Here is a 20771-nt window from a genome sequence, read left to right on the forward strand (position 1 = left end):
GTCATGACGGGAACTGCCGATAGCACTCCTCGGCCACCGCGCGCAGCGCTTCGCGCGAGATTTCGCCGGTGACGGCATAACCGAGTTCGCCGTCGATCCAGTAGAAGGTTTCAAGATTGCCCGATGAGGCGAAGCGGAAGCTCGTCGTGCGGTTTTCCCTGTTGCGGCCGACCATGACGGTCAGGCGCTCGCCGGCCTGGTTCTCGTACATGAACATCGCGCCCGGCCGGCCGTCGACCGGCAGCAGGCGGCCGCCGACCAGCTTGAGGCCGAGCGGCTGCAGGTTCGGGATCTTGAGGTTCTCGATCGCCAGGCGCTTGCCGAGCCAGGTGGCGAGATGGGCTTCCTCGTCGGCGAAGACCTCGACGGGATGACGGACCTCGGCGGCATAGACGGTAAAGGCGGTCTCGGCCTGTTTCGGGAAGGTTTCTGAGCCGGTAAGCTGCAGCTCCGGCTTTTCCAGAAGAGCCGGGCCATAATGCCCGCTGACGGCGCCGAGCGCAAAGACGAGGAGGGCCGCGGCGGCGAGTGCCCAGCGCTTCCGCGCGGGCGCGACCGCGCGTGAGGGCGCAACGAGCAGAGGATCAGTGTCCCTGGCCTTCTCGTACCCGGCAAAGAGGGAACGGATGCCTGCGTTCTGCGCCTGCCATTCGGCGATCATCGCCGCTTCGTCCGGGTTGTCCGCGAGGTAGGTCTCGATGCGGGCGCGCGAGCTTTGCGGCAACTGGCCGTCGGCATAGGCGTGGAGATCGGCTTCGGTGACGATCGGGTTGGTCTCGTTCATTTCGGTCTCCGAAGCGTAATGACGTTATCGGCCTTCAGATGCTCGGCGACGCGCCGGCGCGCGCGCGACAGGCGCGACATGACGGTGCCGATCGGGATATCGAGAGCGGCGGCGACCTCGCTGTAGCTGTAGCCCTCGATGACGACGAGCATCAGCACGGCGCGGTGCTCCTCCGAAAGGCTGTTCAGCGCATCGTTGAGCCGGGCGCGCTCCAGCGGATCGGCCGGCGGTTCGGGCGCTGCCATATCCTCCGCAGCATTGAGCTCGACTAGGCCGTCGCGCGCCTTGCCGCGCCGGCCGTTGCGATAGAGATTGGTCATGATGGTCAGGACCCAGCCGCGCAGGTTGAGGCCGCGCCATTGGCCGCGGCGCGCCAGGACCTTCTCGACACAGTCCTGGAGCAGGTCCTCGCCATCGGCATCCGAGCGCGTCAGGCTGCGCGAATAGCGCCTGAGCGAGGGCAGGAGGGCCAGGATCTGGCCCTCGAACGTTTCGGGTGCGGGTATCTTCACGCCGGTTCCCTTGGCGTCAAGGTTTTGCGAGGTCCCAGTTGCCGCCGACACCGTCGCCGGTGATGTCGCCGGCCTTCTTGTCCTTGACCCAGTAATAAAGCGGCATGCCGTCCTTGGCCCATTGCTTCTTACCATCCTTGCGTTCAATGATCGAATATGCACCATCGGCCTTGGCATCGGAAGCGGCCATCAGCGGCGGCCAGTTCTTGGCGCAATCGCCGTTGCAGTTGGAAACGCCCTTGGCGTCTTTCTTGAAGGTGTAGAGGGTCATGCCATTTTCGCCGGCAAGCACCTTGCCCTTGGCGGTTTCGACTTCCTTGACGGGAGGGGCTGCGAAAGCAGCTGTCGCGGCAAGCGCGGCTGCCGCCGCGACGGACAGGAATTTCACGGGTGTCATGATGTCTCTCCTCAGGTTGGGCACGCAATGCTGCGATACCTGATATGAGACACGGGGCGAGGCGGTTTTATTCCCGGCTGAGCGAAAGTTTTTCGCGGGCTCAGGATGAGGCTGGAGAGAGGCCGCGGAGAGCACGATACAAGCGAGGGACGATCTGCTCGGCGAAGGTGGACATCTCGCTGTCGCTGCCGGTCATTTACATCATGCCGATTTGCGGATATCCTGTATCCTTAATTTGGTTCGCAGAACCAGCCATTATGAGTTGCTGAATGATCCTGAAAAGCCAGGTCGAGTGGGCCCTGCATTGCTGCGCCATTCTCGCGGGCCTGCCCGAGGGCAGGTATCTCTCCACCAAGGCGCTCGCCGAGCTGCACGGTCTGCCGAAGGAATATCTCTCCAAGGCGCTGCAAAGCCTTTCGCAGGCCTGCCTGGTCGATACCACGCTCGGCCCGAGCGGGGGCTACAGGCTTGCGAGATCCCCATCCGAGATCAACTTCCTTGATATTGTCGAGGCGGTGGAGGGAAAGGCGCGCAGCTTCACCTGCACGAATATCCGCGAGAACAATCCGTGCCGGCCGGCAGGCTATTGCGACAGTAAGCCTTGCCCGGTTGCGCGCGTCATGTGGGAAGCCGACGAGGCTTGGCGAAATACGTTGAGAGCCGTCCGGCTCTCCGATCTTGTCGGCACCTTATCCGAGGAGGTGCCGGCGGACATCTGGCAAGACACGTTCCAATGGGTGCTCCAGCGCGCCGGCTGATCATGCCCTGAAGATGGTTCTGATGGTGTTCAGGATGGCATGCGCGTTGCGGACCTGTTCCGCAGGCAGGCCAGCGCTGTCGCGGAAGCGTTCGGCGCGGCCGGCGAGGGCTTCGGCGATTTCTTCGGCCAAACCGGGTCGTCGGGTGAGCAGCGGCGCAAAGGCTTCCTGGTCGATTTCATAGACCGTCGCCGGGGTCAAGGCCTCCAAGGTGCAGACTTCCTGCATGCCGACGAGCAATCCTGTCTCGCCGAAAAAATCGCCCGGTGCGAAGCGCCCGCGCTCTTCGCCTTCGCGCCGCGCCACGATGATGCCGGCGCGCACCATCATCAGCGAGGACAGCATTTCGCGCTCCCGCACGATCGCATCGCCCTTGCGGAACTGCCGGACAGTCGTGGTTTCAGCAAGTTTCTGCTTTTCATCAGATGTCAGTGTCGCAAAGACCGGAATGGCTTCGATCAGTGCAAGCGGCGTGACTGTCGGCGGCCTGGCGTTTTCTTCCGTCGGCAGATCGGCGGTCAGCACATGGGCGGCGGGCGGAACCGCCAGAAGCAGGCCGGCGGATTTGCAATGACGATAGACGAGATCGAGCACCTCGTTTCGCGCCGTCACACGCAGGCTGGGGCTCGTCACCCGAAACAGCAGCTCGACCTCGAGTGCGGTGGCATCCAGCCCTTTCAGCGCGACGACCGGCGCAGGCTCCCGGACAATCGAATTGCAGCTCGTGAGCGCGGCGAGCATGATCTGGCGGATCGATGCCGGCATCCGGGTCGGGGCGATGCGGACGGTGAGGATCAGCAGATGGGTCTCGTCCGGCCGGCTGACATTGGTCAGGCCGAGTTTCGCCAGGAAGCTGTTGGGCAGGACGACGACATTGTTGGCGCCGGTCAGGATGTGTGTCGCGCGCCAGTTGCTTTCGACGACGCGCCCTTCCGTGCCGTCGCTTAACAGAATCCAGTCGCCGATGACATAAGGCCGGCCGAGCGTCAGCGCGATGCCGGAAAAGACGTCGGCAAGCGTGTTCTGAAGCGCCAGACCGAGAATGATGGCGACCACGCCTGATGTCGCGACGAGGGTGCCGATCGGCACGCCGAAGACGTAGGCGAGGATCGAGAGCGCGATGCCGATATAGACGATGCCGACGACGAGATCCTGGAGCAGGCGGGCCTCACGCGGGCTGCCCTCCAGCACCAGATAGAGCCTGATGAAGCCGATGACTGCCCATGCCAGATGGACCCACCAGAGCGATTTCGCCAGGATGACGAGTAGGGCTCGCGGGTCCTCGGATTGATACCCCCCGAAACGATGCGGTTCGATGCCGCTGCCGACGAGGATCAGCGTCATCACCGCAAAGAAGAGGATCTGCACCACCAGCCGCGTCGTCGGCCGCTGACTGGAGAGGAAATACCAGACAATGATGCCGGCAAAGCCGACCACGATCAGGGACATCAGCGGCCTACCGAAGAGCGCGTCGTAGTTCATCTCTGTCTGTCTCCGGAAGGGGCGGCGGCACATGATTCAGCGTGTCGGCCACCCGCGAAAGCGGCCGGCTCTCCGCGGGTGGCCGTCAGCGATACTCACTTTTTCAGCGGGAAAGTCAGTTCTTTCTGATCGGTGTCGACGACGAAGACGGCGAGCAGGCGGGCGGGCTCGGTCTCGCTGCCATTGGCGCTCACGCCATGGCGGTCGCCCGGCATTTCGGAAAAGCTCTCTCCGGCCTGATAGACCTTGACCGGGCCGTCATTGACCTGGCTGCGGATCGATCCTTCGAGCACGGTGGCGTAGATGAAGGCCGAGTCCGGATGGGTATGGCCCTCGGAGAAGCCGCCCGGGCCGTATTCGACCAGCACGCCCTTGATGCTCTTGCCAGGCACGTTCGGCAGTTCGTGCTCATAGACGAGCGTCACCTTCGCGGATTTGCTGCTGTCGTGGGCGGCGCCAACGCTCGCTGTGAGAAAGGCGAGTGCGGCGGCGAGGATTGATGTCCTCATCATGGGAATCTCCTGTGTTGCTGGGATGGAGAGGACGCGCCCAAGCGACCGCGTCCTGAGGCAAGTCAATCACTTCGACTGGCTGATTTCGCGAACCACTCTTCGAAGGTGATCGTACCGAGCCGCGGATTGTCGTCGGAGACGAGCGACTGATCGTTCAGCCTGGCGCCGAAATATCTTGCCTCTGCATCGGCTTCGACAGTCCTCGGGTCCTTCATCGCCTTTAGATAGCTGGCGACGAGATCGCTGAGGCGAGCGCGTTCGGGACCCGATATCTCGATTGTCTTGTTGGCGGGGGCGGAGAGCGCCACGTCGGCCATGGCGTCGGCAACGTCATCGGAGGCGATCGGCTGCACATAGGCCGGCGACAGGCGGACCGTCTGGCCGACGGTGCCGGACTGGGCGATGCCGTTCAGGAATTCCATGAACTGCGTCGAATGCACGATGGTATAGGGAATACCCGAGGCCCTGATCAGCTTTTCCTGAGCCAGCTTACCGCGGAAATAGCCGCTTTCCTGCAGGCGCTCAGTGCCGACGACCGAAAGCGCGACATGATGCTTGACGCCAGCGACCTTTTCGGCGGCGAGAAGATTGCGTCCCGAGGTCTCGAAGAATTCGAGCACGGCCTTGTCCTCGAAGGAAGGTGAATTGGCAAGATCGAGCACGACCTGAGCGCCCGCAAGCGCTTCCGCCAGGCCTTCTCCGGTGATCGTGTTGACGCCTGAGTTCGGCGAGGCGGCAATCACCTCATGGCCGCGCTTGCGCAGGCGCTCGACGGTTTTCGAACCGATGAGACCGGTTCCGCCAATGACAACGATTTTCATAACGGATCTCCTTTCGCTGCCGGGGTGCGGCAGCGTCAAAATGAATCTTCTCAATGAATTGCGAGGGTTAGTTCAGGCCTGCCTTATCGAGGCCGTAGGCCTTGTCGGCCGTGCCGGGCACAGTCTTGAAGCCGACATTGACGCGGTTCCAGGCATTGATTGCCATGACCACGAAGGTCAGGTCGGAGATTTCCTTTTCGGAAAGCTGGCCGCGAACCCGCTCATAGATCTCGTCGGGAACGCCGCCCTCCGGCAGTTTCGTCAGGGCTTCGGTCCAGGCCAGCGCGGCGCGCTCGCGGGGAATGAACAGATTCGATTCCCGCCAAATAGCGACGTGATAGATCCTGAGCTCACTCTCGCCGAGGATTTTAGCCTGCTTCACATGCATGTCGAGGCAGAAGCCGCATCCGTTCATCTGCGAAGCGCGGATTTCGACCAGGGCCTGCAGCTTCTCGTCGATCACGCTGCTGCGGAGCGCCATGCTGAATTCCATGAACTTCTTGAAGAGCTCGGGTGACTGCTGGGCGTAGTTCAATCGCTGGGTCATGTCTTTCTCCTCTAATTAAGGATATTTAATGTCCTTATGGATAAATGATATCCTTAATTGCCGGACTGTAAAGCCATTCTCGCTTAGTCTGGCGGCATAAAGCCTATGCGCAAAAGTATGAGGAGGAGGGGATGGATATCGTTTCGGCATTACGGACCTTTCAGCGCGTCGTGGAGACGGGCTCGTTTTCAGCCGCGGCGCATGATCTCAATGTGACCCAGCCCGCGGTCTCCCGGCAGGTCGCGGCACTCGAAGGCCATTTCAACACGCGCCTGCTGCATCGCACGACGAGCGGCCTGTCGCTGACGGCGGAGGGGGAGAGAATGCTGCCGATGGCACTGAGGATTCTCGATGCGGTGGAAGAGCTCGGCGATGCGGCGGGATCGGATGGAGCGATCGCTTCGGGGAAGGTCAGGCTCAGTGTCCCCGCGCCGCTCGGCCTCTATCTCAGCGAGCGGCTGGGCGATCTTCTCGCCGCTTATCCCAAACTATCGGTCGAACTGCTTTTCAGGGAGCAGAGCTCCGATATGATCGAGGAGCGCCTCGATCTCGAAGTGCGCCTTGGCCCGGTCGCCGACAGCAGCCTCGTCTGCCGGCGGATCGGCTGGACGACGGCCTTCCTCGTCGCGTCTCCCGCCTATCTCTCGCGCAGGGCGGCTCCACACGCCCCGAAGGACATCAAGGATCATGAATGCCTGTGCTACGCGAGGGCAGGCGAGGCCAATACATGGTCCTTTTCGAACGGCTCGGAAGATATATCGGTCAGGATCTCGCCGCGGCTGACGGCCTGTAACGCCGTCGCCATTCACAGGGCAGCCCTTGCCGGCGCGGGCCTTGCCGTGCTCTCCCACATCATCGCCAAACCCGATATCGCCGCCGGCCGATTGATCCCGGTGATGAAGGATTTCCAGCCGAGCCGGCTGCCGGTCACCGTCGTCTATCCCTCGCGACGCAACATGCCGCTGCGCGTCAAGACCGTTCTGGATTTTCTGATGGAGGCGGTGGCGCAGGACCCGTCGATGTGTTCAAGCGGCGTAGACCGGGGCTGGGACGGGTGAGTGCAGGGATCTGCCGTCATCGGCCACGCCGCGTCAGTTTCCGCCTTGCCTAAGTCAGGCGAATCCTGCCAAGTCGTCTGATCATGCAATTTGCGCCGCAACAAGACGAAGCCCTGAAGGCTGTTTCGAAATGGCTGAACGAAGGGCGCTCGCCGCTCTTTCGCCTATTCGGCTACGCCGGAACGGGCAAGACGACGCTTGCCCGGCATTTTGCCGAGAATGTCGATGGCGATGTGCTGTTTGCCGCTTTTACCGGCAAAGCCGCGCAGGTGCTGCGTTCGCGCGGCGCCTCCAACGCCAAGACCATTCATTCGTTGATCTACCGCCCGCGCGGCGAGGAAGCGGTGGAGGACGAGGAAACCGGCAAGACCTCGATTGCGCCAATGTTTGCGATCAACCGGCAGAGCCCGGTGGCGAAAGCGGCGCTGATCATCGTCGACGAATGCTCGATGGTGGACGAGGCGCTCGGCAAGGACCTGATGAGTTTCGGCACGCCGATCCTGGTGCTCGGCGATCCCGGCCAGCTGCCGCCGGTTTCGGGCGGCGGCTACTTCACCAACCAGGAGCCGGATTATCTCCTCACCGATATCCACCGGCAGGCGCGCGACAATCCGATCATCAAGCTCGCCATGCAGGTGCGCGAAGGCAACGAGATCATGTATGGCGACTACGGCACGGCCAAGGTGATCTCGAAGAACGAGGTGACGCAGCAGCTCGTGCTCGATGCCGATCAGGTGCTCGTCGGCACCAACAGGACGCGGCGGCGCTATAATCAACGCCTGCGCGAACTGAAGGGTTTCAGCGCCGATTATCCGCAGACCGGCGACAAGCTGGTCTGTCTTCGGAACGATCCGGCCAAGGGCCTGCTCAACGGCTCGCTGTGGCAGGTGATGACTTCGTCCAAGGAAACGACGAAGCCCGGCATCAATCTCCTCGTCCGTCCCGAGGACGACGACATGGATCGCGGGGCGGCCAAGATCAAGCTGCTCAAGCAGGCCTTCGAGGATGTCGAAGGCGAGATCCCCTGGAACACCCGCAAGCGTTACGACGAGTTCGACTATGGTTATGCCCTGACCGTCCACAAGGCCCAGGGCTCGCAATGGAACGACGTCGTGCTCTTCGACGAGAGCTGGGCCTTTCGCGACACGCGGGAACGCTGGCTCTACACCGCGATCACACGCGCGGCGGAGACGCTGACGATCGTTCGCTGATCCCGATCGGGGCCGGCCCCTCATCTGCGTTCATCGCTGTGAACCGGACAGTTATGGTTTAAAGGGGAAGGAGACAGTGGCGCTCGTCAGGGGAATTAAGCCTGCACGATGCCCAGCAGCACGGCCTTGGCGATCGCCTGAAAGCGGTTGTTGGCGCGGAATTTCAGGATGATTCCGGCCTCGAGATCCCTGGTCTCATCATGCTTCAGATCGAGTGCCCGGGCGATGCGCTGGGTGGAATAGCCCTCTGCCATCAGTTCCAGGCAACGCAGTTCCTGCGCGGTCAGGCTGGAACTGTCCTGATTGTCGTTGAGCGGCTGCGTCTCCATGCCGTCGTCGAAATCCAGGAGATCGCCGACCTGCTGGAGCTGGCGGTGCAGCGTCGACATTTCGGCCGTCAACTCGCGCTTGCGCACCTGCAAGACCTCGCGGAACATCGCCTCGGCCGATTCCTGCGAATCGGCGTTGCGAAGCTCGTCCATCAGTTCCTGGATGACTGCAATCGGCATGCCTGTCTCGCGGCAGACGGTGATGACGGCCATGCGCATCACGTCGTCCTGGCCATAAACGCGCATCAGGCCGATGCGATTGGCCGAGATCAATCCCTTTTCTTCGTAGAAATGCAGTGTCCTGTGCGTAACGCCGAATGCGTTGGCCATATCGGCGATAGGCACCGGACCTTCCGGCAGATCCGGCGGCAGCGCGGCCAAAGGCAGGAACCGGTATTTCGACCGGGCCTCCGAGGCGACACCGGCGGCAGCAAACAGGCGTTTGGAACCGTCTGGCATGAACCCTCCTAGGGCATCTTGTTGCACCTCATGCGGTTTTGCCAGTTGCTTCCCGGTCGCGGCGAGTGGGGTTTCCTCTGAGCGTCTTCTATGGGAAAGAAGCAGTACGCGGCCTACGTTTACGCGACACAATGTCCACGTTATGCGTGAACGATCTTTTTTATAAGTGCTAAAAATAATCTCTTTTAAATGGGATAGCAACGCGACGGGGCGCTCTACAGGTTTTGCGCGAAGGTTCCAGCAAAACACGCGCTGCGCCCGCCGCATCTTCGCAGCCGGCGGGAACCGCTATTCCTGGTACGCCCCTCACTGTTGTAATGCCGATCCATCAATATCGGCGTCGCATTCATCTGCGATTCTCGTTGGCCATCGCCGGGCACTTGGCTTAAAAAGCGTGGCTTCCCGTTTCCGAGACCGATGGATAATCCGCCATGCCAGCCAAGCTCTCCGTGAACCTCAACGCCATCGCCATGCTGCGCAACCGGCGCGATCTGCCCTGGCCGAGCGTCGAAGCCCTCGGGCGCATAGCCCTTGCATCAGGCGCCAGCGGTCTGACGGTGCATCCGCGCCCCGACCAGCGCCATATAAGATTTTCCGACTTACCCGTCATCCGCAACCTGATCGACGACGAATTCCCGAAGGCCGAGTTCAACATCGAGGGTTATCCCACAGAGGAATTCCTCGAACTCTGCGCCGGCGCTGCACCCGAGCAGGTGACGCTGGTGCCCGACGACCCGTCGCAGGCGACCTCCGATCACGGCTGGGACTTCCGCAAACACCAGGCGTTCCTCACCGATGTCGTGGCGCGGCTGAAGAAGATGGGATGCCGGGTCTCGCTCTTTGCCGACGGCGATGGCGATGCGGAAGCGGTCAAGATCGCCAAGGCGGTCGGCGCCGACCGGATCGAACTTTACACCGGACCGTATGGCGGTTGCTACGATGCGCCCGAACGGGCGGCTCCCATCCTCGAAGCGCTGGGAAAGACTGCAGACGCGGCACTGGCGATCGGCCTTGCCGTCAATGCCGGGCATGATCTGACGGTCGCAAACCTGCCTGATCTGGTGAAGCGCATTCCTGATCTTGCCGAAGTTTCCATCGGCCATGGGCTGACCGCCGATGCGCTGGAATATGGCATGGCGGAAACGGTGCGGCGGTTTTGCAGGGCTTGTGGGCAGAAGGTTTGACGATGGCGTCCAGCGACGACACGGCGGTATCAATTGGTTTTGCCGTCGCATCGGTAGCGCCCTGGGGTTACCGCCTCTGTCCTGCCGGACATCTCCCCCACAAGTGGGGAGATCGGCTGGGCGAGATGGCTTCTCCAAACTACTACCCTATAGCTGCCGCGCTACGGTAGCGAGGGAGCGATGGTCTAGCCTCCTGCCACTCTCCCCACTTGTGGGGGAGATGCCGAAGGGCAGAGGGGGTGTCACACGGCACTCCCTCCTCCTCGGTCATTCGTGTCCTCAGGGCTTTACTGCGCGATGTTACAGGAATTCACGCACGGCGCGTCCGCGCCGTGCGTAATTCATTCGACGTGAAGCTTTCTCACTCGCGCTGCATCCCTGCGACGTTGCGCAGGGATGCATATCGGCTCAATGCCCCCCGGCGCTGCCAGCCGCCGTCAGTGCAGCCTTATGCGCCACGAAGAAATCCTTCAGCGGCAGCGGCTGTCTACCCGTTAGTTTGGTGAAGTCTCCGGTCACGATCTCGAATTTGCCGGCGCGGATGTTGGCGTCGGCGGAGACCAGCATGTCGGCGATGAAGCCGGGGAGGCCGGCGCCGCGGATGCCCTGGCCGAGCTGTTCGTCCGTGACGTCGACCACATCGAGCGGCTTGCCGGCGGCTTCGGAGACGGTGGCGGCGACCTGCCGATTGGTCAGCAGTTCAGTGCCGGTCAGCGTGTAGGTGGCGCTTTCGGCGGTGCCGGAGGCAAGGGCTGCGGCGATCGCCAGAGCGCAGTCGTCGCGCGATATCGTCGAGATTTTGCCATCGCCCGTGGCGCTGAACCATTTGCCGCCCTGTAGATTGTGGGGCATGCCATGCAGATAGTTGTCGTGATACCAGGCGTCGCGGATGATTGTGTAGGCGAGGCCGCTCGCCTTGATAGCATTTTCGGTGCCGAGATGGTCGGGCGCGAAAGTGACGAGCGAATCGTCGGGGGCCGGCATCGAGGTGTAGGCAATGTGCTTGACTCCTGCCTTGGCGGCGGCAGCGACGGCGGCCTTGTGCTGGGCCAGACGCTTGCCTGGGGTGTCGAGCGCGTCGGTGCTGATGATCAGCAGCCGGTCGACGCCGGCGAAAGCCTTTTCCAACCCTGCCGCGTCATCGAAATCGGCCTTGCGGGTGACGACGCCCTTATTTGCGAGCTCGGCGAGCTTCTCGGGGCTGCGCGTTGCCGCGACGATGTTGCCGGGGGCAACCCTGTAGGTTTCGATGAGGTGGTGGATGACACGCTGGCCGAGCTGTCCGGCGGCGCCGGTGACCAGGATGGTTTCGCTCATGGGTCGTTTCCTTTTGCGTTTGGGCGAGGTGGTCTCAAAAAGAGACTAACTCTAGAATAGGAATTGACTTCGCGGTGTAAAGGAGGCAGTTTTTCGGCTCTACGTTACCAAAAGGGAACCAGCAGATGAGCGGCGCGGTCCTCAGTCTGAAGAACAAAATGGCGGGGGCGCGGCGCGAGATCGACCTTGCCGACCTCGATTTTTCCAATTGCCCGGTTCGGGACATGATGCAGCAGATCGGCGGCAAATGGTCGACGCTGCTGCTCGAGGTGCTGGCGGCCGAGCCCCGTCGGTTCGGCGAACTCAGGCGGATGCTGCCCGACATCTCGCAGCGTATGCTGACGCAGACGCTGCGCGATCTGCAGAGGGATGGTTACATCGCCCGCGAGGTCTTCCCGACCAAGCCGCCGAGCGTCGAATATTCTATGACCGATCTCGGCCGCTCGCTCTATCAGCCGCTGTCGCAGCTTCTGAACTGGGCGGAAGCGAATCACGATGCCGTTCGCGCCGCCCGTTCGCGTTTCGATTCCGCAGAGAGCTAAGCTTTGCCATGGCGGCCTTCCGTCAGGAACAGCAGGAAGGCCAGTGCCGGGAAGGCGAAACCGATCCAGGCCGTCATCGTCCAACCGCCGGTGGCATAGGCCCAGCCGCCGAGCGCCGAGCCCACCGCGCCGCCGGCAAAGAAGGTGGCCATGAAGAGGCCGTTCAGCCGGCTGCGATGTTCCGGGTTCAGCCCGTAGATGGCGCGCTGGCCGCAGACGAGATTGGTCGTTACCCCGAAATCGAGCATGATCGCCGCCGCCGTCAGAAGGATCAGGGCGGTGAGCGAGCCGTCGCCTGCGAAATGACTGATCACGAAGGAAACCATGCCGAGCAGCATGGCGATCGTCGTGGCGATCTTCGTCATGCCGCGGTCGGCAAGCCGGCCGGCGATCGGCGAGGCGATGGCGCCGGCGGCACCGGCGAGCGCGAAGAGGGCAATGCCGTTCTGCGTCAGGCCGAAGGCCGGGCTTGCCAGCAGTAGCGGCGTCGTCGTCCAGAACAGGCTGAAGGCGCCGAACATGCCGGCCTGATAGAGGGCGCGGCGCTGCAGCACGCGCGAGGTCATCGCCAGATGGGCCATGGAGGCGAGCAGTTCGCCATAACGCAGCTTCGTCTTCGGAAGGCGCACTGGCAGGTTGGCGCGCAGGACGATGGCGAGTGCGATCATCAGCCCGGCGGTGAGGTAATAGACGACGTGCCAGGAGGAAGCTTCGGCGACGAAACTTGCGAAGGGCCGCGCCAGCATGATGCCGCAGAGCAGACCGCTCATGATATTGCCGACGACCTGGCCGCGTGTGGCATCGGGCGCCATGTTTGCGGCAAAGGGTACGAGTACCTGGACGGCGACCGAGGCGAGGCCGATGGAGAGCGAGGCGGTGAGGAACATCGCAGGCGTCGTCGACAGTGCGGCGCCCATGAGTGCCGCGGCAGAGACTGATATCAGCAGCAGCACCAGGCGGCGGTTTTCCGTGAGGTCGCCAAGCGGCACGATCAGCAGCAGGCCGAGTCCGTAGCCGATCTGCGTCAGCGTGACGATCAGGCCGGTGGCGGCGGGCGTGAAACCGAGATCGGCGCTGATCGGGCCGGCAAGCGGCTGGCCGTAATAGAGATTGGCGGCCACCAGCCCGCAGGCGGCGGCGAAAAGGAAGGTGAGCCAGGGTGACAGCGTTCGTGGAATGGCCTTCTCAGGCGTTGTGGCTGAAATGCTCATCGGAAACTCCGGTATCCAAGGATTTGCGAGGATTGAATGCAAAAATGCTGGCTGCGGCCACCCGATCCTTGATCGGATGCCGTTATTTTCGAGCGTCTCGGGCCCGACCTCAGGTCACGAGCTTCATCGACGCTTCAGCCGCGGCGAGCATCTCCTGCCTGCCGCGTCCTGTTTTGCCGATGACGCGCAAGCCCTTGGTGAAGCAAAGAAAGGCGAGGGCGGCGGCATCGGGGTCCACGGTCTGCGGAATGGTGCCGTCGGCCTGGCCGAGGCGGATGAGATCGGCCATCAGCTTCTCGTCGGCGGCAAAGGCGTTCGCGACGTTGGCGGCGGCTTCCCCGTCGAGCAGGGAGAAATCGTTGGCACCGCCGACGACGAGGCAGCCTTTGCGGCCGGCATCGCCATAGGAGAGCTCGGTATAATACATCACCATCTGGAAGATTTTTTCGCGGCCCGTCTGCACAGACGCGATCATCGCTTCCAGACGCCGGCGGCCGAGCTGGCGGTAGCGCGCAAAGGCGGCAAGAAAGACGCCGCGCTTATCCTTGAACGCCTTGTAGATGCTGCCCGAAGCGAGATCCATCGCCTCGGTCAGATCGCTGATCGAGGTGGCGTGGTAGCCGCGTTCGGAAAAGACCCGCAGGGCGGCATCCAGAGCGGCGTCCATATCGAACTCGCGCGGACGGCCACGACTGCGAGCTTTTCCATCTGAGGTGAGGTTGTCAACGGTCATGATCCCTAATTAGGGAATGATTGTTTCCAAATCAAGCGAAATTTTTGCGACGCAACATTCGGGGGCGACATCAGAGGGTAAGAACCCAGTTCTGGCCGTTCGCCTCAGGGCCGAACATGCGATGTCTCTCCTCGGAGACAAGTCGGAAGCCTGCTTTGACGTAGATGGCGCGGGCGGTTTCCAGCATGTCGTTGGTCCAGAGGGAAAGCTCGCGATAGCCCTTCTGCCTGGCGAAACGGATGCATTCGTCGGCCAGCAGCTTGCCGAGCCCAAGACCGCGAGCTGATTTGTCGACATAGAGCAGGCGTAGCTTGGCGACGCCGTCGCCGCCATTGGTGACGAGGACGGAGCCGACATTGATGCCGCCGCGTTCGGCGATCCAGCAATATTCGAGCGCTGGATCGAAATTGGCGAGGAATTTTCCGGCGACCTCGGCGACCAGCGCCTCGAAGCGCAGATCCCAGCCATATTCCTCGGCGTAAAAGCGGCCCTGGCTCTGAACGATCCAGCCAATATCACCGGCGCGGTGGGAGCGGAGGATGGCCGGCGCCGGTTTGACGGCCGGATCGAGCAGAGCGCGGATCGTGCCCATCGCCGAGACGACAGCCTGCGGTTCGCCGTCGGCCAGCGTGTCGAAACGGGCTGCAATCTGCGCATTGGCGCGCCGGCCGAGTTCCTCGAACTGCTCTCGTCCCTGATCGGTGACAGTGATGACCTGGCTGCGTAGATCGGCCGGGTCGGGGCTGGTCTCGATCAGCCCCTCGTCGCGGAAACGCTTGAGGATGCGGCTGAGATAGGCCGGGTCGAGATGCAGGTCGCGCACGAGGCCGGCGGCGCTCACGCCGTCATGCGAGCCGATCTCAAACAGGATGCGGGCATCGGTCAGCGTAAACGGCGAGTCGAGATAGGCCTTGTTCAAGAGGCCGAGGAAGTTCGTGTAGAAGCGATTGAATTCGCGGGCGGTTTCGATGAGCGGGATATCGGACATGGCGAAGGTCTCCAGGTGGAGACACCGCGGTTGCCGACAAGACCCGCGACTTCTCTTTCGACATGCTCTGGCATCCCCGAGCATCTGCCGTCAGTCGATAGGCAGCAGATCCTCGGCACAAGGCCGAGATGACGCCGGGTGAGATGAGGCGCGTCAACAACTGACAAAAGTCTCCGTATGAAGACTTTTGTCACGCATTTAGTGGACTGAGTCAACTAAATTGTCGCTGCGGTTCAGGCGGCTTCTTCTTCCGTTTTTTCCTCAGCCCCAAAAGCGAACTCGACTGCCGCGCGCGCATGGATCGTCGTCGTGTCGAAGCCCGGCAGCGGCAGGCGGTCAGGATCGAGGATCAGGCAGATCTCGGTGCAGCCGAGGATGATGCTGTCGGCACCTCTTTCCATGGCGCGGTCGATGATCGCGATCAGCTTTTCGCGTGAACTATTGCGCACCCTGCCGGCGCAGAGCTCGTTGAAGATGATGTCGTGCACGGTGGTGCGGTCGGCAGCATCCGGCACCATAATGTCGAGACCGAGGCTCTTCATGCGGTCGGCGTAAAAACCGTGCTCCATCGTGTAGCGGGTGGCGAGCAGCAGCGGGCGTTTGCGGCCGGCGGCATGCAGCGATTTCGCCGTCTCGTCGATAATATGGATCAGCGGCACGGAGATCTTCTTCGCAACCTCGTCAGCGATCAAATGCATGGTGTTGGTGCAGATGAGGACGCAGCCGGCGCCGCCTACCTGCAGGCGCAGAGCCACATCGGCGAGGCGGCGGGCGGCCATGTCCCAGTCGCCGGCCTTCTGAAGCGCGACGATTTCCTCGAAATTGACCGAATGCAGGATGAGCTCCGCCGAAGCGAGGCCGCCTTTGCGGGCGCGCACCATCTCGTTGATGAGACGATAATAGACCGCCGAACTTTCGAAACTCATGCCGCCGATCAGGCCGATCGTTTCCATCACTTTACGCTCCCATGCTTCAACTTCCAAAATCATGCCGCAATCTCGGCGCGGCGTGTTTGCGTTATTTGTCCTTCACGCTTAATGTGTGCTATAAAATTGCGCGATTTTGAAGAATCGCGCAAAACGAAGGCGCAAGGTTGACTTCACACACATGCTGGACGATCGCGACAGACGTATTCTAGACATGCTGCAGACGGATGCAGGCATATCCGTCACCGACCTCGCGGAGCGCGTGGCGCTTTCCGTCTCGGCTTGTTCGCGGCGCATTCAGCGGCTGGAGGAGACCGGCTATATCGCCAGGCGCATCGTCGTGCTCGACCGCGAAAGGATGGGCGTGCCGACCACGGTCTTCGCGCTGGTCAAGACGGCGCATCATTCGGACGAATGGACGGAGAGTTTTCGCAGAATCATCAGAGATATTCCCGAGATCGTCGAGGCGCACCGGTTGACCGGCAATCACGATTACATCCTCAAGATCGTGCTGCCGCGCGTCGAGCATTACGATGTCATCTATAAGCAGATCGTCCGTAGGCTGGAACTTTTCGACGTGTCGGCTTCGATTTCGATGGAAAAGTTGAAGCATGGGATGGCGATACCCGTGGGTTACGCTCGGTGAACAGCGGTATGCTGAAAAGCAGGGTTGGGTCGCCCGAGGAGCCGTTACCCTGACTTCCATCGATAGGAATTGATTTTTCTCGATACGGAACATTTTTCGATGTATTATGTTCACCTTTGGTTCAGGAGGAGGGGAGGATATTTCCTCCTCTTGAAGGAGGAGGAGAACAATCATGAGAAAGCTGACTGTCGTTACGTTATGCTTGATCATGGGTGCCCCCGGCATCACGCCGGCACAGGCGTTTCCGGCTATCAATCCACCCAGGATCGAAGCGCAGCAGCAAATCGAGCATGTGCGATGGCGCGGCCACGGCGGCCACTGGGGTGGCGGCTATTACGGAGGCGGCTATCACGGCCATCATCACCATGGATCGGATTGGGGCTGGGCCTTAGGCGGTCTGGCCGTCGGCACCATCATCGGCGGCGCCTTGGCGCAGCCCTATTACGGCTCGTACTACGGTTCACCCTACGGCTATTACGGCTCGCCCTACCGCTATTACGGCTCGCCCTACGGCTATTACGGCTCGCCGTACCGCTATGGCGGCTATTATGGCCGGCCCTATCGGGCCTATGCATATGGAGGGGGCAGCAGTCACGTGAGCTGGTGCTACGCCCGGTATCGTTCGTACCGGGCGTATGACAATACCTACCAGCCCTATTATGGCCCCCGACGTCAGTGCGTCGGTCCCTATTGATTGGCACTGACGCCGTCCGCATTATGAACTGTTTTCAGGCCGCCCAACTTCTTCCGATCCGTTGGGCGGCCTTCTTCGACTGCGATCGGCGCAGGGGAGACATGCCGAAACGGCGGTTGCAACCTTCGCGGCGAAGGCCACATTGGCTCTAAGCGAAATGACGCAGAAGGGCAGGTCATGGGCGATCATCATGTGGTTGTTGTCGGCGGCGGTTTCGGCGGACTGCAGCTCGTCAACGGGTTGAAGGGCGCAGGGGTGAGGATCACGCTCGTCGACCGGCGCAACCATCATCTCTTCCAGCCGCTGCTCTATCAGGTGGCGACGACCATTCTCTCCACCTCGGAAATCGCCTGGCCGATCCGCCGCCTCTATGCCGACCGGCCCGACGTGACCGTGCTGCTCGGCGAAGTCGCCGATGTCGACAGCGGCGCGAAGACGGTTTCGTTACGCAACGGCATGACTCTCGGATACGACACGCTGGTGCTGGCGACCGGCGCGACACATGCCTATTTCGGTCATGACGAATGGGAGCCGGTAGCGCCCGGCCTGAAGACCCTGGAGGACGCGACGACGATCCGCCGGCGGGTGCTGCTTGCGTTCGAGAAGGCGGAGTTGGAGGCCGATCCGCTCGTGCGCGACGCGCTGCTCACCTTCGCCATTGTCGGCGCTGGGCCGACCGGCGTCGAGCTTGCCGGCATCATAGCCGAACTCGCGCATTTCACGCTGCCGAATGAATTCCGCAACATCGATACGCGCAAGACCCGTGTCGTGCTGGTCGAGGCCGGCCCGCGGGTGCTGCCGACTTTCGCCCAGGAGCTTTCGGCCTATGCCCAGAAGGCGCTGGAGAAACTGGGGGTCGAGGTCCTCCTCGCCAAGCCGGTGACGGAGTGCGGCGCCGACGGCGTGCAGATTGGCGAGACCTTCATCCCGAGCCGGACGATCGTCTGGGCCGCCGGCGTCACAGCTTCGCCGGCAGCTCGCTGGCTCGGCGTGCCGGCCGACCGGGCAGGGCGTGTGGTCGTCGAAGAGGATCTGAGCGCGCCCGGCCTGCCCGATGTCTTCGTCATCGGCGACACCGCCTCGGTGATGCGCGAGGACGGCAAGCCGGTGCCGGGTATCGCACCCGCAGCAAAGCAGCAGGGCGCTTATGTCGCCAAGGTCATCCGCGCGCGTCTTTCGGGCAAGCCGGCGCCGGCGCCCTTCCGTTACCGGCACCAGGGGAGTCTCGCGACGATCGGCCAGAGTGCGGCGATCATCGATTTCGGCCGGATCAAGCTGAAAGGCTGGATCGCTTGGTGGATTTGGGGCCTCGCCCATATCTACTTCCTGATCGGCACCCGCTCGCGCTTCTCCGTCGCCTGGAGCTGGCTGTGGATTTATCTGAGCGGTCAGCACAGCGCCCGGCTGATCACGCAGCGGGAGACGATGCGAGAGGAGGCGTAGGTTTTCTTCTTTTCGTCAGCTGAAGGACGGCACGCCGACACAGCAAACCACCCGGCGCACCCGCAGCGTAAATGCAATACACCCAAGCTTGACATATCTCTGCACCCAGCCTTAGCATCCCGCCCGCGTCTTTCCACCACCTGGGTGTCGCATCCAGCCGTAACAACGGACAGAGGTTCCAATGCGCCGAGTCACTTCTCACGAAAATCACATCCGAATTTCTGAGAAGTTGGTGGTTCATGCGAACTTTGAATCTGGGCATCCTCGCCCATGTGGATGCAGGCAAGACTAGCCTTACCGAAAGACTGCTTTTCAACGCCGGCGTCATCGACAAACTCGGCAGCGTCGATACCGGCGATACGCAGACGGACAATCTCGAACTCGAGCGGCGGCGCGGTATCACGATCCGGGCCGCGGTGGTGTCGTTTAAGATCGGCGACAGGATTGTCAATCTGATCGACACGCCCAGCCACCCGGATTTCATCGCCGAGGTCGAACGGGTGCTGGGATTGCTGGATGCCGCGGTCGTCGTTGTTTCCGCGGTCGAAGGTGTGCAAGCGCAGACGCGCGTGCTGGTGCGGGCGCTGCGGCGGCTCGGCGTTCCCTTCATCTTCTTCGTCAACAAGGTCGACCGGCTCGGCGCCCGGTATCAGGAGGTGATGGAGGCGCTTGCCGCGCAGCTCTCGGTCCGGCCGATCGCCATGTCCACGATTATCGATCCCGGCAGCAAGCTTGCCCGGGTGGAGGCGCTCGCTCCAAGAGATGAGCCGCTTTTCTCGACGCTCTGCGAGGCGCTTGGGGAAAATGACGAGGCGCTACTCGATGACTATGTGCTCGCTCCCGATCGGCTGACCGAGGAAAGGCTCGGGCGCTCTCTCGCCGAGCAGGTGGAGCGCGGCCTGGTGCACCCCGTCTTTGCGGGCGCGGCGATGAGCGGTGTCGGCATATCAGCTCTGGCATCGGCCATTGGGACGATCCTGCCCGAGCGGCGCCCCGATCCGGATGGTCCGGTTGCCGGCAAGATTTTCAAGATCGAGCGCGGCTGGGGCGGGGAAAAGCTGTGCTATCTCTCCCTGACTTCGGGCACGATATGGCTGCGGCAATATCTGGATCTGCCGAAAGGCCCGGGGCGGGTGACGGCGATCCAGCTGTTCGAGGATGGCCGGATCCATGGCGCCGAGAGCCTCCGCGCCGGGCAGATCGCACGAGTCAGCGGCCTGGCCGGAGCGCGGATCGGCGACGCAGTGGGCGGCGATCGGTTTTCCGGCGGGCAGGCTCACTTTGCGCCGCCGACACTCGAAACCCGCGTGCTTGCCCGCCGCCCGTCCGACAAGGCGGCGCTCTGGCTGGCGCTGAACCAGATGGCCGAACAGGACCCGTTGATCAATCTGCGCTGCAACGAAGAGACGGACGAGGTATTCGTCTCACTTTATGGCGAAGTGCAGAAGGAGGTGATCCAATCGACGCTGCTCACGGATTTCGGTCTCGATGCCAGCTTCGAGGAAAGCACGGTTATGCTGACCGAGAGGCCTGTGGGAATCGGAACCGGCCTGCAGATCCTCTTCAAGGAACCCAACCCGTTTCTCGCGACCGTCGGACTGCGCGTCGAACCGCGTCCTCCTGGGGCGGGCAACAGCTTTGCACTGGAAGTGGATGTCGGCCAGATGCCAGCAGCCTTCTATCGGGCAGTCGAGGAAACCGTGTTCGAGACGTTGAAGCAGGGAGCTTTCGGCTGGCAGGTCATCGATTGCCATGTGGCGATGACGGCCGCCCGGCATAGTTCGCCGGCAAGCACCGCCGCCGATTTCCGGCAGCTGACACCCTGGGTGCTGGCAACGGCGCTATCGGCGGCGCAAACCGTGCTCTGCGAGCCGGTCGACCGCTTTCATCTCGAGACGCCGGCGGAGAGCTTGAGCGGTGTGCTCACCTTGCTTGCGAAATCTGCTGCCATGGCGACGGATTCGGTGATTGCCGATGGCGTGGCTCGGCTGGAAGGCACTATCGCATCTCAGATGGTGCGGAGCGTCCGGCAGCAATTGCCGGGGCTGACCAGCGGGACGGGGACCATGGAAACCGCTTTCGATCACTACGCCCCGATGGCCGGGCCGCCGCGCCTGCGCCGATGTTCGGGGTCAGATCCGTTCAATGGGGTGGAGTGTCTGCTGCGTTTGCGGGCCGTGCCTATCTAAGAACAATCCCCGTTTGGACATGGTTGGC

22 protein-coding genes are annotated in these 20771 nt (G+C 62.2%); 9 read left to right on the forward strand and 13 right to left on the reverse strand.

Going from position 1 to position 20771, the window contains the following annotated elements; translation table 11 throughout:
* Position 1: 1 nt before the first annotated feature.
* The 3 genes from FHT70_RS14330 to FHT70_RS14340 are packed head-to-tail and all read right to left on the reverse strand — an operon-like array spanning position 2 to position 1693.
* Entirely contained in the window at positions 2-784 is a 783-nt protein-coding gene (locus FHT70_RS14330; protein WP_183702295.1) for an anti-sigma factor, read from the reverse strand.
* The gene (locus tag FHT70_RS14335; RefSeq protein ID WP_085778724.1) at positions 781-1296 is read right to left on the reverse strand and encodes an RNA polymerase sigma factor; all 516 of its coding nucleotides are present in this window, start codon (positions 1294-1296) and stop codon (positions 781-783) included. The genes FHT70_RS14330 and FHT70_RS14335 overlap by 4 nt, the downstream gene beginning before the upstream one ends.
* 16 nt (positions 1297-1312) lie before the next feature.
* Positions 1313-1693, reverse strand: coding sequence for a hypothetical protein (locus FHT70_RS14340; protein WP_183702298.1), 381 nt, complete (start codon positions 1691-1693; stop codon positions 1313-1315).
* A gap of 269 nt (positions 1694-1962) precedes the next feature.
* On the opposite strand from FHT70_RS14340, the gene FHT70_RS14345 reads away from it, so the two are divergent.
* Positions 1963-2451, forward strand: a complete 489-nt coding sequence (locus tag FHT70_RS14345) for an Rrf2 family transcriptional regulator (protein ID WP_183702301.1) — start codon at positions 1963-1965, stop codon at positions 2449-2451.
* On the opposite strand, the gene FHT70_RS14350 is transcribed toward FHT70_RS14345, so the two are convergent.
* The 4 genes from FHT70_RS14350 to FHT70_RS14365 form a co-directional block, all read right to left on the reverse strand.
* Positions 2452-3933 carry a cyclic nucleotide-binding domain-containing protein gene (locus FHT70_RS14350; RefSeq protein WP_183702303.1) on the reverse strand — a complete coding sequence of 494 codons (1482 nt, stop codon included), beginning with the start codon at positions 3931-3933 and terminating at the stop codon, positions 2452-2454.
* A gap of 95 nt (positions 3934-4028) precedes the next feature.
* A complete protein-coding gene (locus FHT70_RS14355; protein WP_183702305.1) occupies positions 4029-4445 on the reverse strand; it encodes a cupin domain-containing protein in 417 nt (138 codons plus the stop codon).
* Positions 4446-4507: 62 nt separating this feature from the next.
* Positions 4508-5266 (reverse strand): SDR family oxidoreductase, encoded by a 759-nt coding sequence (locus FHT70_RS14360; protein ID WP_183702307.1) that lies wholly within the window; start codon positions 5264-5266, stop codon positions 4508-4510.
* A 67-nt stretch (positions 5267-5333) separates the two neighbouring features.
* Positions 5334-5813 carry a carboxymuconolactone decarboxylase family protein gene (locus tag FHT70_RS14365; RefSeq protein ID WP_097598010.1) on the reverse strand — a complete coding sequence of 160 codons (480 nt, stop codon included), beginning with the start codon at positions 5811-5813 and terminating at the stop codon, positions 5334-5336.
* Between the two features lie 131 nt (positions 5814-5944).
* Between FHT70_RS14365 and FHT70_RS14370 the strand changes: the two genes are divergently transcribed.
* Positions 5945-6871 (forward strand): LysR family transcriptional regulator, encoded by a 927-nt coding sequence (locus tag FHT70_RS14370; protein ID WP_183702309.1) that lies wholly within the window; start codon positions 5945-5947, stop codon positions 6869-6871.
* 83 nt (positions 6872-6954) lie between these two features.
* Entirely contained in the window at positions 6955-8082 is a 1128-nt protein-coding gene (locus FHT70_RS14375; RefSeq protein WP_183702311.1) for an ATP-dependent RecD-like DNA helicase, read from the forward strand.
* A gap of 95 nt (positions 8083-8177) precedes the next feature.
* Here FHT70_RS14375 and FHT70_RS14380 read toward each other — a convergent pair whose 3' ends face one another.
* Complete coding sequence (locus FHT70_RS14380; protein WP_085778715.1) at positions 8178-8870, reverse strand: MerR family transcriptional regulator; 693 nt, start codon at positions 8868-8870, stop codon at positions 8178-8180.
* Positions 8871-9301: 431 nt separating this feature from the next.
* Between FHT70_RS14380 and FHT70_RS14385 the strand changes: the two genes are divergently transcribed.
* A complete protein-coding gene (locus FHT70_RS14385; RefSeq protein WP_183702314.1) occupies positions 9302-10054 on the forward strand; it encodes a pyridoxine 5'-phosphate synthase in 753 nt (250 codons plus the stop codon).
* A gap of 408 nt (positions 10055-10462) precedes the next feature.
* On the opposite strand, the gene FHT70_RS14390 is transcribed toward FHT70_RS14385, so the two are convergent.
* Positions 10463-11371 (reverse strand): SDR family oxidoreductase, encoded by a 909-nt coding sequence (locus FHT70_RS14390; protein WP_097598014.1) that lies wholly within the window; start codon positions 11369-11371, stop codon positions 10463-10465.
* Between the two features lie 125 nt (positions 11372-11496).
* Here FHT70_RS14390 and FHT70_RS14395 point away from each other — a divergent pair, with 125 nt between their 5' ends.
* Positions 11497-11913, forward strand: a complete 417-nt coding sequence (locus tag FHT70_RS14395) for a helix-turn-helix domain-containing protein (protein WP_085778712.1) — start codon at positions 11497-11499, stop codon at positions 11911-11913.
* Here FHT70_RS14395 and FHT70_RS14400 read toward each other — a convergent pair.
* The 4 genes from FHT70_RS14400 to FHT70_RS14415 all read right to left on the reverse strand — a co-directional run bounded on the left by FHT70_RS14400 (position 11910) and on the right by FHT70_RS14415 (position 15798).
* Positions 11910-13124 (reverse strand): MFS transporter, encoded by a 1215-nt coding sequence (locus FHT70_RS14400; protein ID WP_183702316.1) that lies wholly within the window; start codon positions 13122-13124, stop codon positions 11910-11912. The genes FHT70_RS14395 and FHT70_RS14400 overlap by 4 nt on opposite strands.
* 109 nt (positions 13125-13233) lie before the next feature.
* Entirely contained in the window at positions 13234-13857 is a 624-nt protein-coding gene (locus tag FHT70_RS14405) for a TetR/AcrR family transcriptional regulator (protein WP_183702319.1), read from the reverse strand.
* A 70-nt stretch (positions 13858-13927) separates the two neighbouring features.
* The gene (locus FHT70_RS14410) at positions 13928-14845 is read right to left on the reverse strand and encodes a helix-turn-helix domain-containing GNAT family N-acetyltransferase (protein ID WP_183702322.1); all 918 of its coding nucleotides are present in this window, start codon (positions 14843-14845) and stop codon (positions 13928-13930) included.
* A 233-nt stretch (positions 14846-15078) separates the two neighbouring features.
* Positions 15079-15798 (reverse strand): aspartate/glutamate racemase family protein, encoded by a 720-nt coding sequence (locus FHT70_RS14415; protein ID WP_097598122.1) that lies wholly within the window; start codon positions 15796-15798, stop codon positions 15079-15081.
* A 154-nt stretch (positions 15799-15952) separates the two neighbouring features.
* Here FHT70_RS14415 and FHT70_RS14420 point away from each other — a divergent pair, with 154 nt between their 5' ends.
* From FHT70_RS14420 to FHT70_RS14435, 4 genes are all read left to right on the forward strand, one after another.
* A complete protein-coding gene (locus FHT70_RS14420; protein ID WP_097598018.1) occupies positions 15953-16417 on the forward strand; it encodes an Lrp/AsnC family transcriptional regulator in 465 nt (154 codons plus the stop codon).
* Between the two features lie 172 nt (positions 16418-16589).
* The gene (locus FHT70_RS14425) at positions 16590-17111 is read left to right on the forward strand and encodes a BA14K family protein (RefSeq protein ID WP_097598019.1); all 522 of its coding nucleotides are present in this window, start codon (positions 16590-16592) and stop codon (positions 17109-17111) included.
* Between the two features lie 177 nt (positions 17112-17288).
* Positions 17289-18554, forward strand: a complete 1266-nt coding sequence (locus FHT70_RS14430) for an NAD(P)/FAD-dependent oxidoreductase (RefSeq protein WP_183702324.1) — start codon at positions 17289-17291, stop codon at positions 18552-18554.
* Between the two features lie 239 nt (positions 18555-18793).
* Complete coding sequence (locus FHT70_RS14435) at positions 18794-20743, forward strand: TetM/TetW/TetO/TetS family tetracycline resistance ribosomal protection protein (RefSeq protein ID WP_183702327.1); 1950 nt, start codon at positions 18794-18796, stop codon at positions 20741-20743.
* Positions 20744-20771: the final 28 nt, after the last annotated feature.

Source organism: Rhizobium sp. BK049 (assembly GCF_014193135.1).
Taxonomy (GTDB): domain Bacteria; phylum Pseudomonadota; class Alphaproteobacteria; order Rhizobiales; family Rhizobiaceae; genus Rhizobium.

Bases quoted from the DNA above. Each gene is read 5' to 3' on its own strand.
- FHT70_RS14415 (WP_097598122.1), bottom strand. From the start codon at position 15,798: ATGGAAACGATCGGCCTGATCGGCGGCATGAGTTTCGAAAGTTCGGCG.
- FHT70_RS14355 (WP_183702305.1), bottom strand. From the start codon at position 4,445: ATGATGAGGACATCAATCCTCGCCGCCGCACTCGCCTTTCTCACAGCG.
- FHT70_RS14405 (WP_183702319.1), bottom strand. From the start codon at position 13,857: ATGACCGTTGACAACCTCACCTCAGATGGAAAAGCTCGCAGTCGTGGC.
- FHT70_RS14330 (WP_183702295.1), bottom strand. From the start codon at position 784: ATGAACGAGACCAACCCGATCGTCACCGAAGCCGATCTCCACGCCTAT.
- FHT70_RS14430 (WP_183702324.1), top strand. From the start codon at position 17,289: ATGGGCGATCATCATGTGGTTGTTGTCGGCGGCGGTTTCGGCGGACTG.
- FHT70_RS14345 (WP_183702301.1), top strand. From the start codon at position 1,963: ATGATCCTGAAAAGCCAGGTCGAGTGGGCCCTGCATTGCTGCGCCATT.
- FHT70_RS14340 (WP_183702298.1), bottom strand. From the start codon at position 1,693: ATGACACCCGTGAAATTCCTGTCCGTCGCGGCGGCAGCCGCGCTTGCC.
- FHT70_RS14360 (WP_183702307.1), bottom strand. From the start codon at position 5,266: ATGAAAATCGTTGTCATTGGCGGAACCGGTCTCATCGGTTCGAAAACC.
- FHT70_RS14435 (WP_183702327.1), top strand. From the start codon at position 18,794: ATGCGAACTTTGAATCTGGGCATCCTCGCCCATGTGGATGCAGGCAAG.
- FHT70_RS14400 (WP_183702316.1), bottom strand. From the start codon at position 13,124: ATGAGCATTTCAGCCACAACGCCTGAGAAGGCCATTCCACGAACGCTG.
- FHT70_RS14420 (WP_097598018.1), top strand. From the start codon at position 15,953: ATGCTGGACGATCGCGACAGACGTATTCTAGACATGCTGCAGACGGAT.
- FHT70_RS14395 (WP_085778712.1), top strand. From the start codon at position 11,497: ATGAGCGGCGCGGTCCTCAGTCTGAAGAACAAAATGGCGGGGGCGCGG.
- FHT70_RS14410 (WP_183702322.1), bottom strand. From the start codon at position 14,845: ATGTCCGATATCCCGCTCATCGAAACCGCCCGCGAATTCAATCGCTTC.
- FHT70_RS14380 (WP_085778715.1), bottom strand. From the start codon at position 8,870: ATGCCAGACGGTTCCAAACGCCTGTTTGCTGCCGCCGGTGTCGCCTCG.
- FHT70_RS14385 (WP_183702314.1), top strand. From the start codon at position 9,302: ATGCCAGCCAAGCTCTCCGTGAACCTCAACGCCATCGCCATGCTGCGC.
- FHT70_RS14350 (WP_183702303.1), bottom strand. From the start codon at position 3,933: ATGAACTACGACGCGCTCTTCGGTAGGCCGCTGATGTCCCTGATCGTG.
- FHT70_RS14365 (WP_097598010.1), bottom strand. From the start codon at position 5,813: ATGACCCAGCGATTGAACTACGCCCAGCAGTCACCCGAGCTCTTCAAG.
- FHT70_RS14370 (WP_183702309.1), top strand. From the start codon at position 5,945: ATGGATATCGTTTCGGCATTACGGACCTTTCAGCGCGTCGTGGAGACG.
- FHT70_RS14375 (WP_183702311.1), top strand. From the start codon at position 6,955: ATGCAATTTGCGCCGCAACAAGACGAAGCCCTGAAGGCTGTTTCGAAA.
- FHT70_RS14425 (WP_097598019.1), top strand. From the start codon at position 16,590: ATGAGAAAGCTGACTGTCGTTACGTTATGCTTGATCATGGGTGCCCCC.
- FHT70_RS14390 (WP_097598014.1), bottom strand. From the start codon at position 11,371: ATGAGCGAAACCATCCTGGTCACCGGCGCCGCCGGACAGCTCGGCCAG.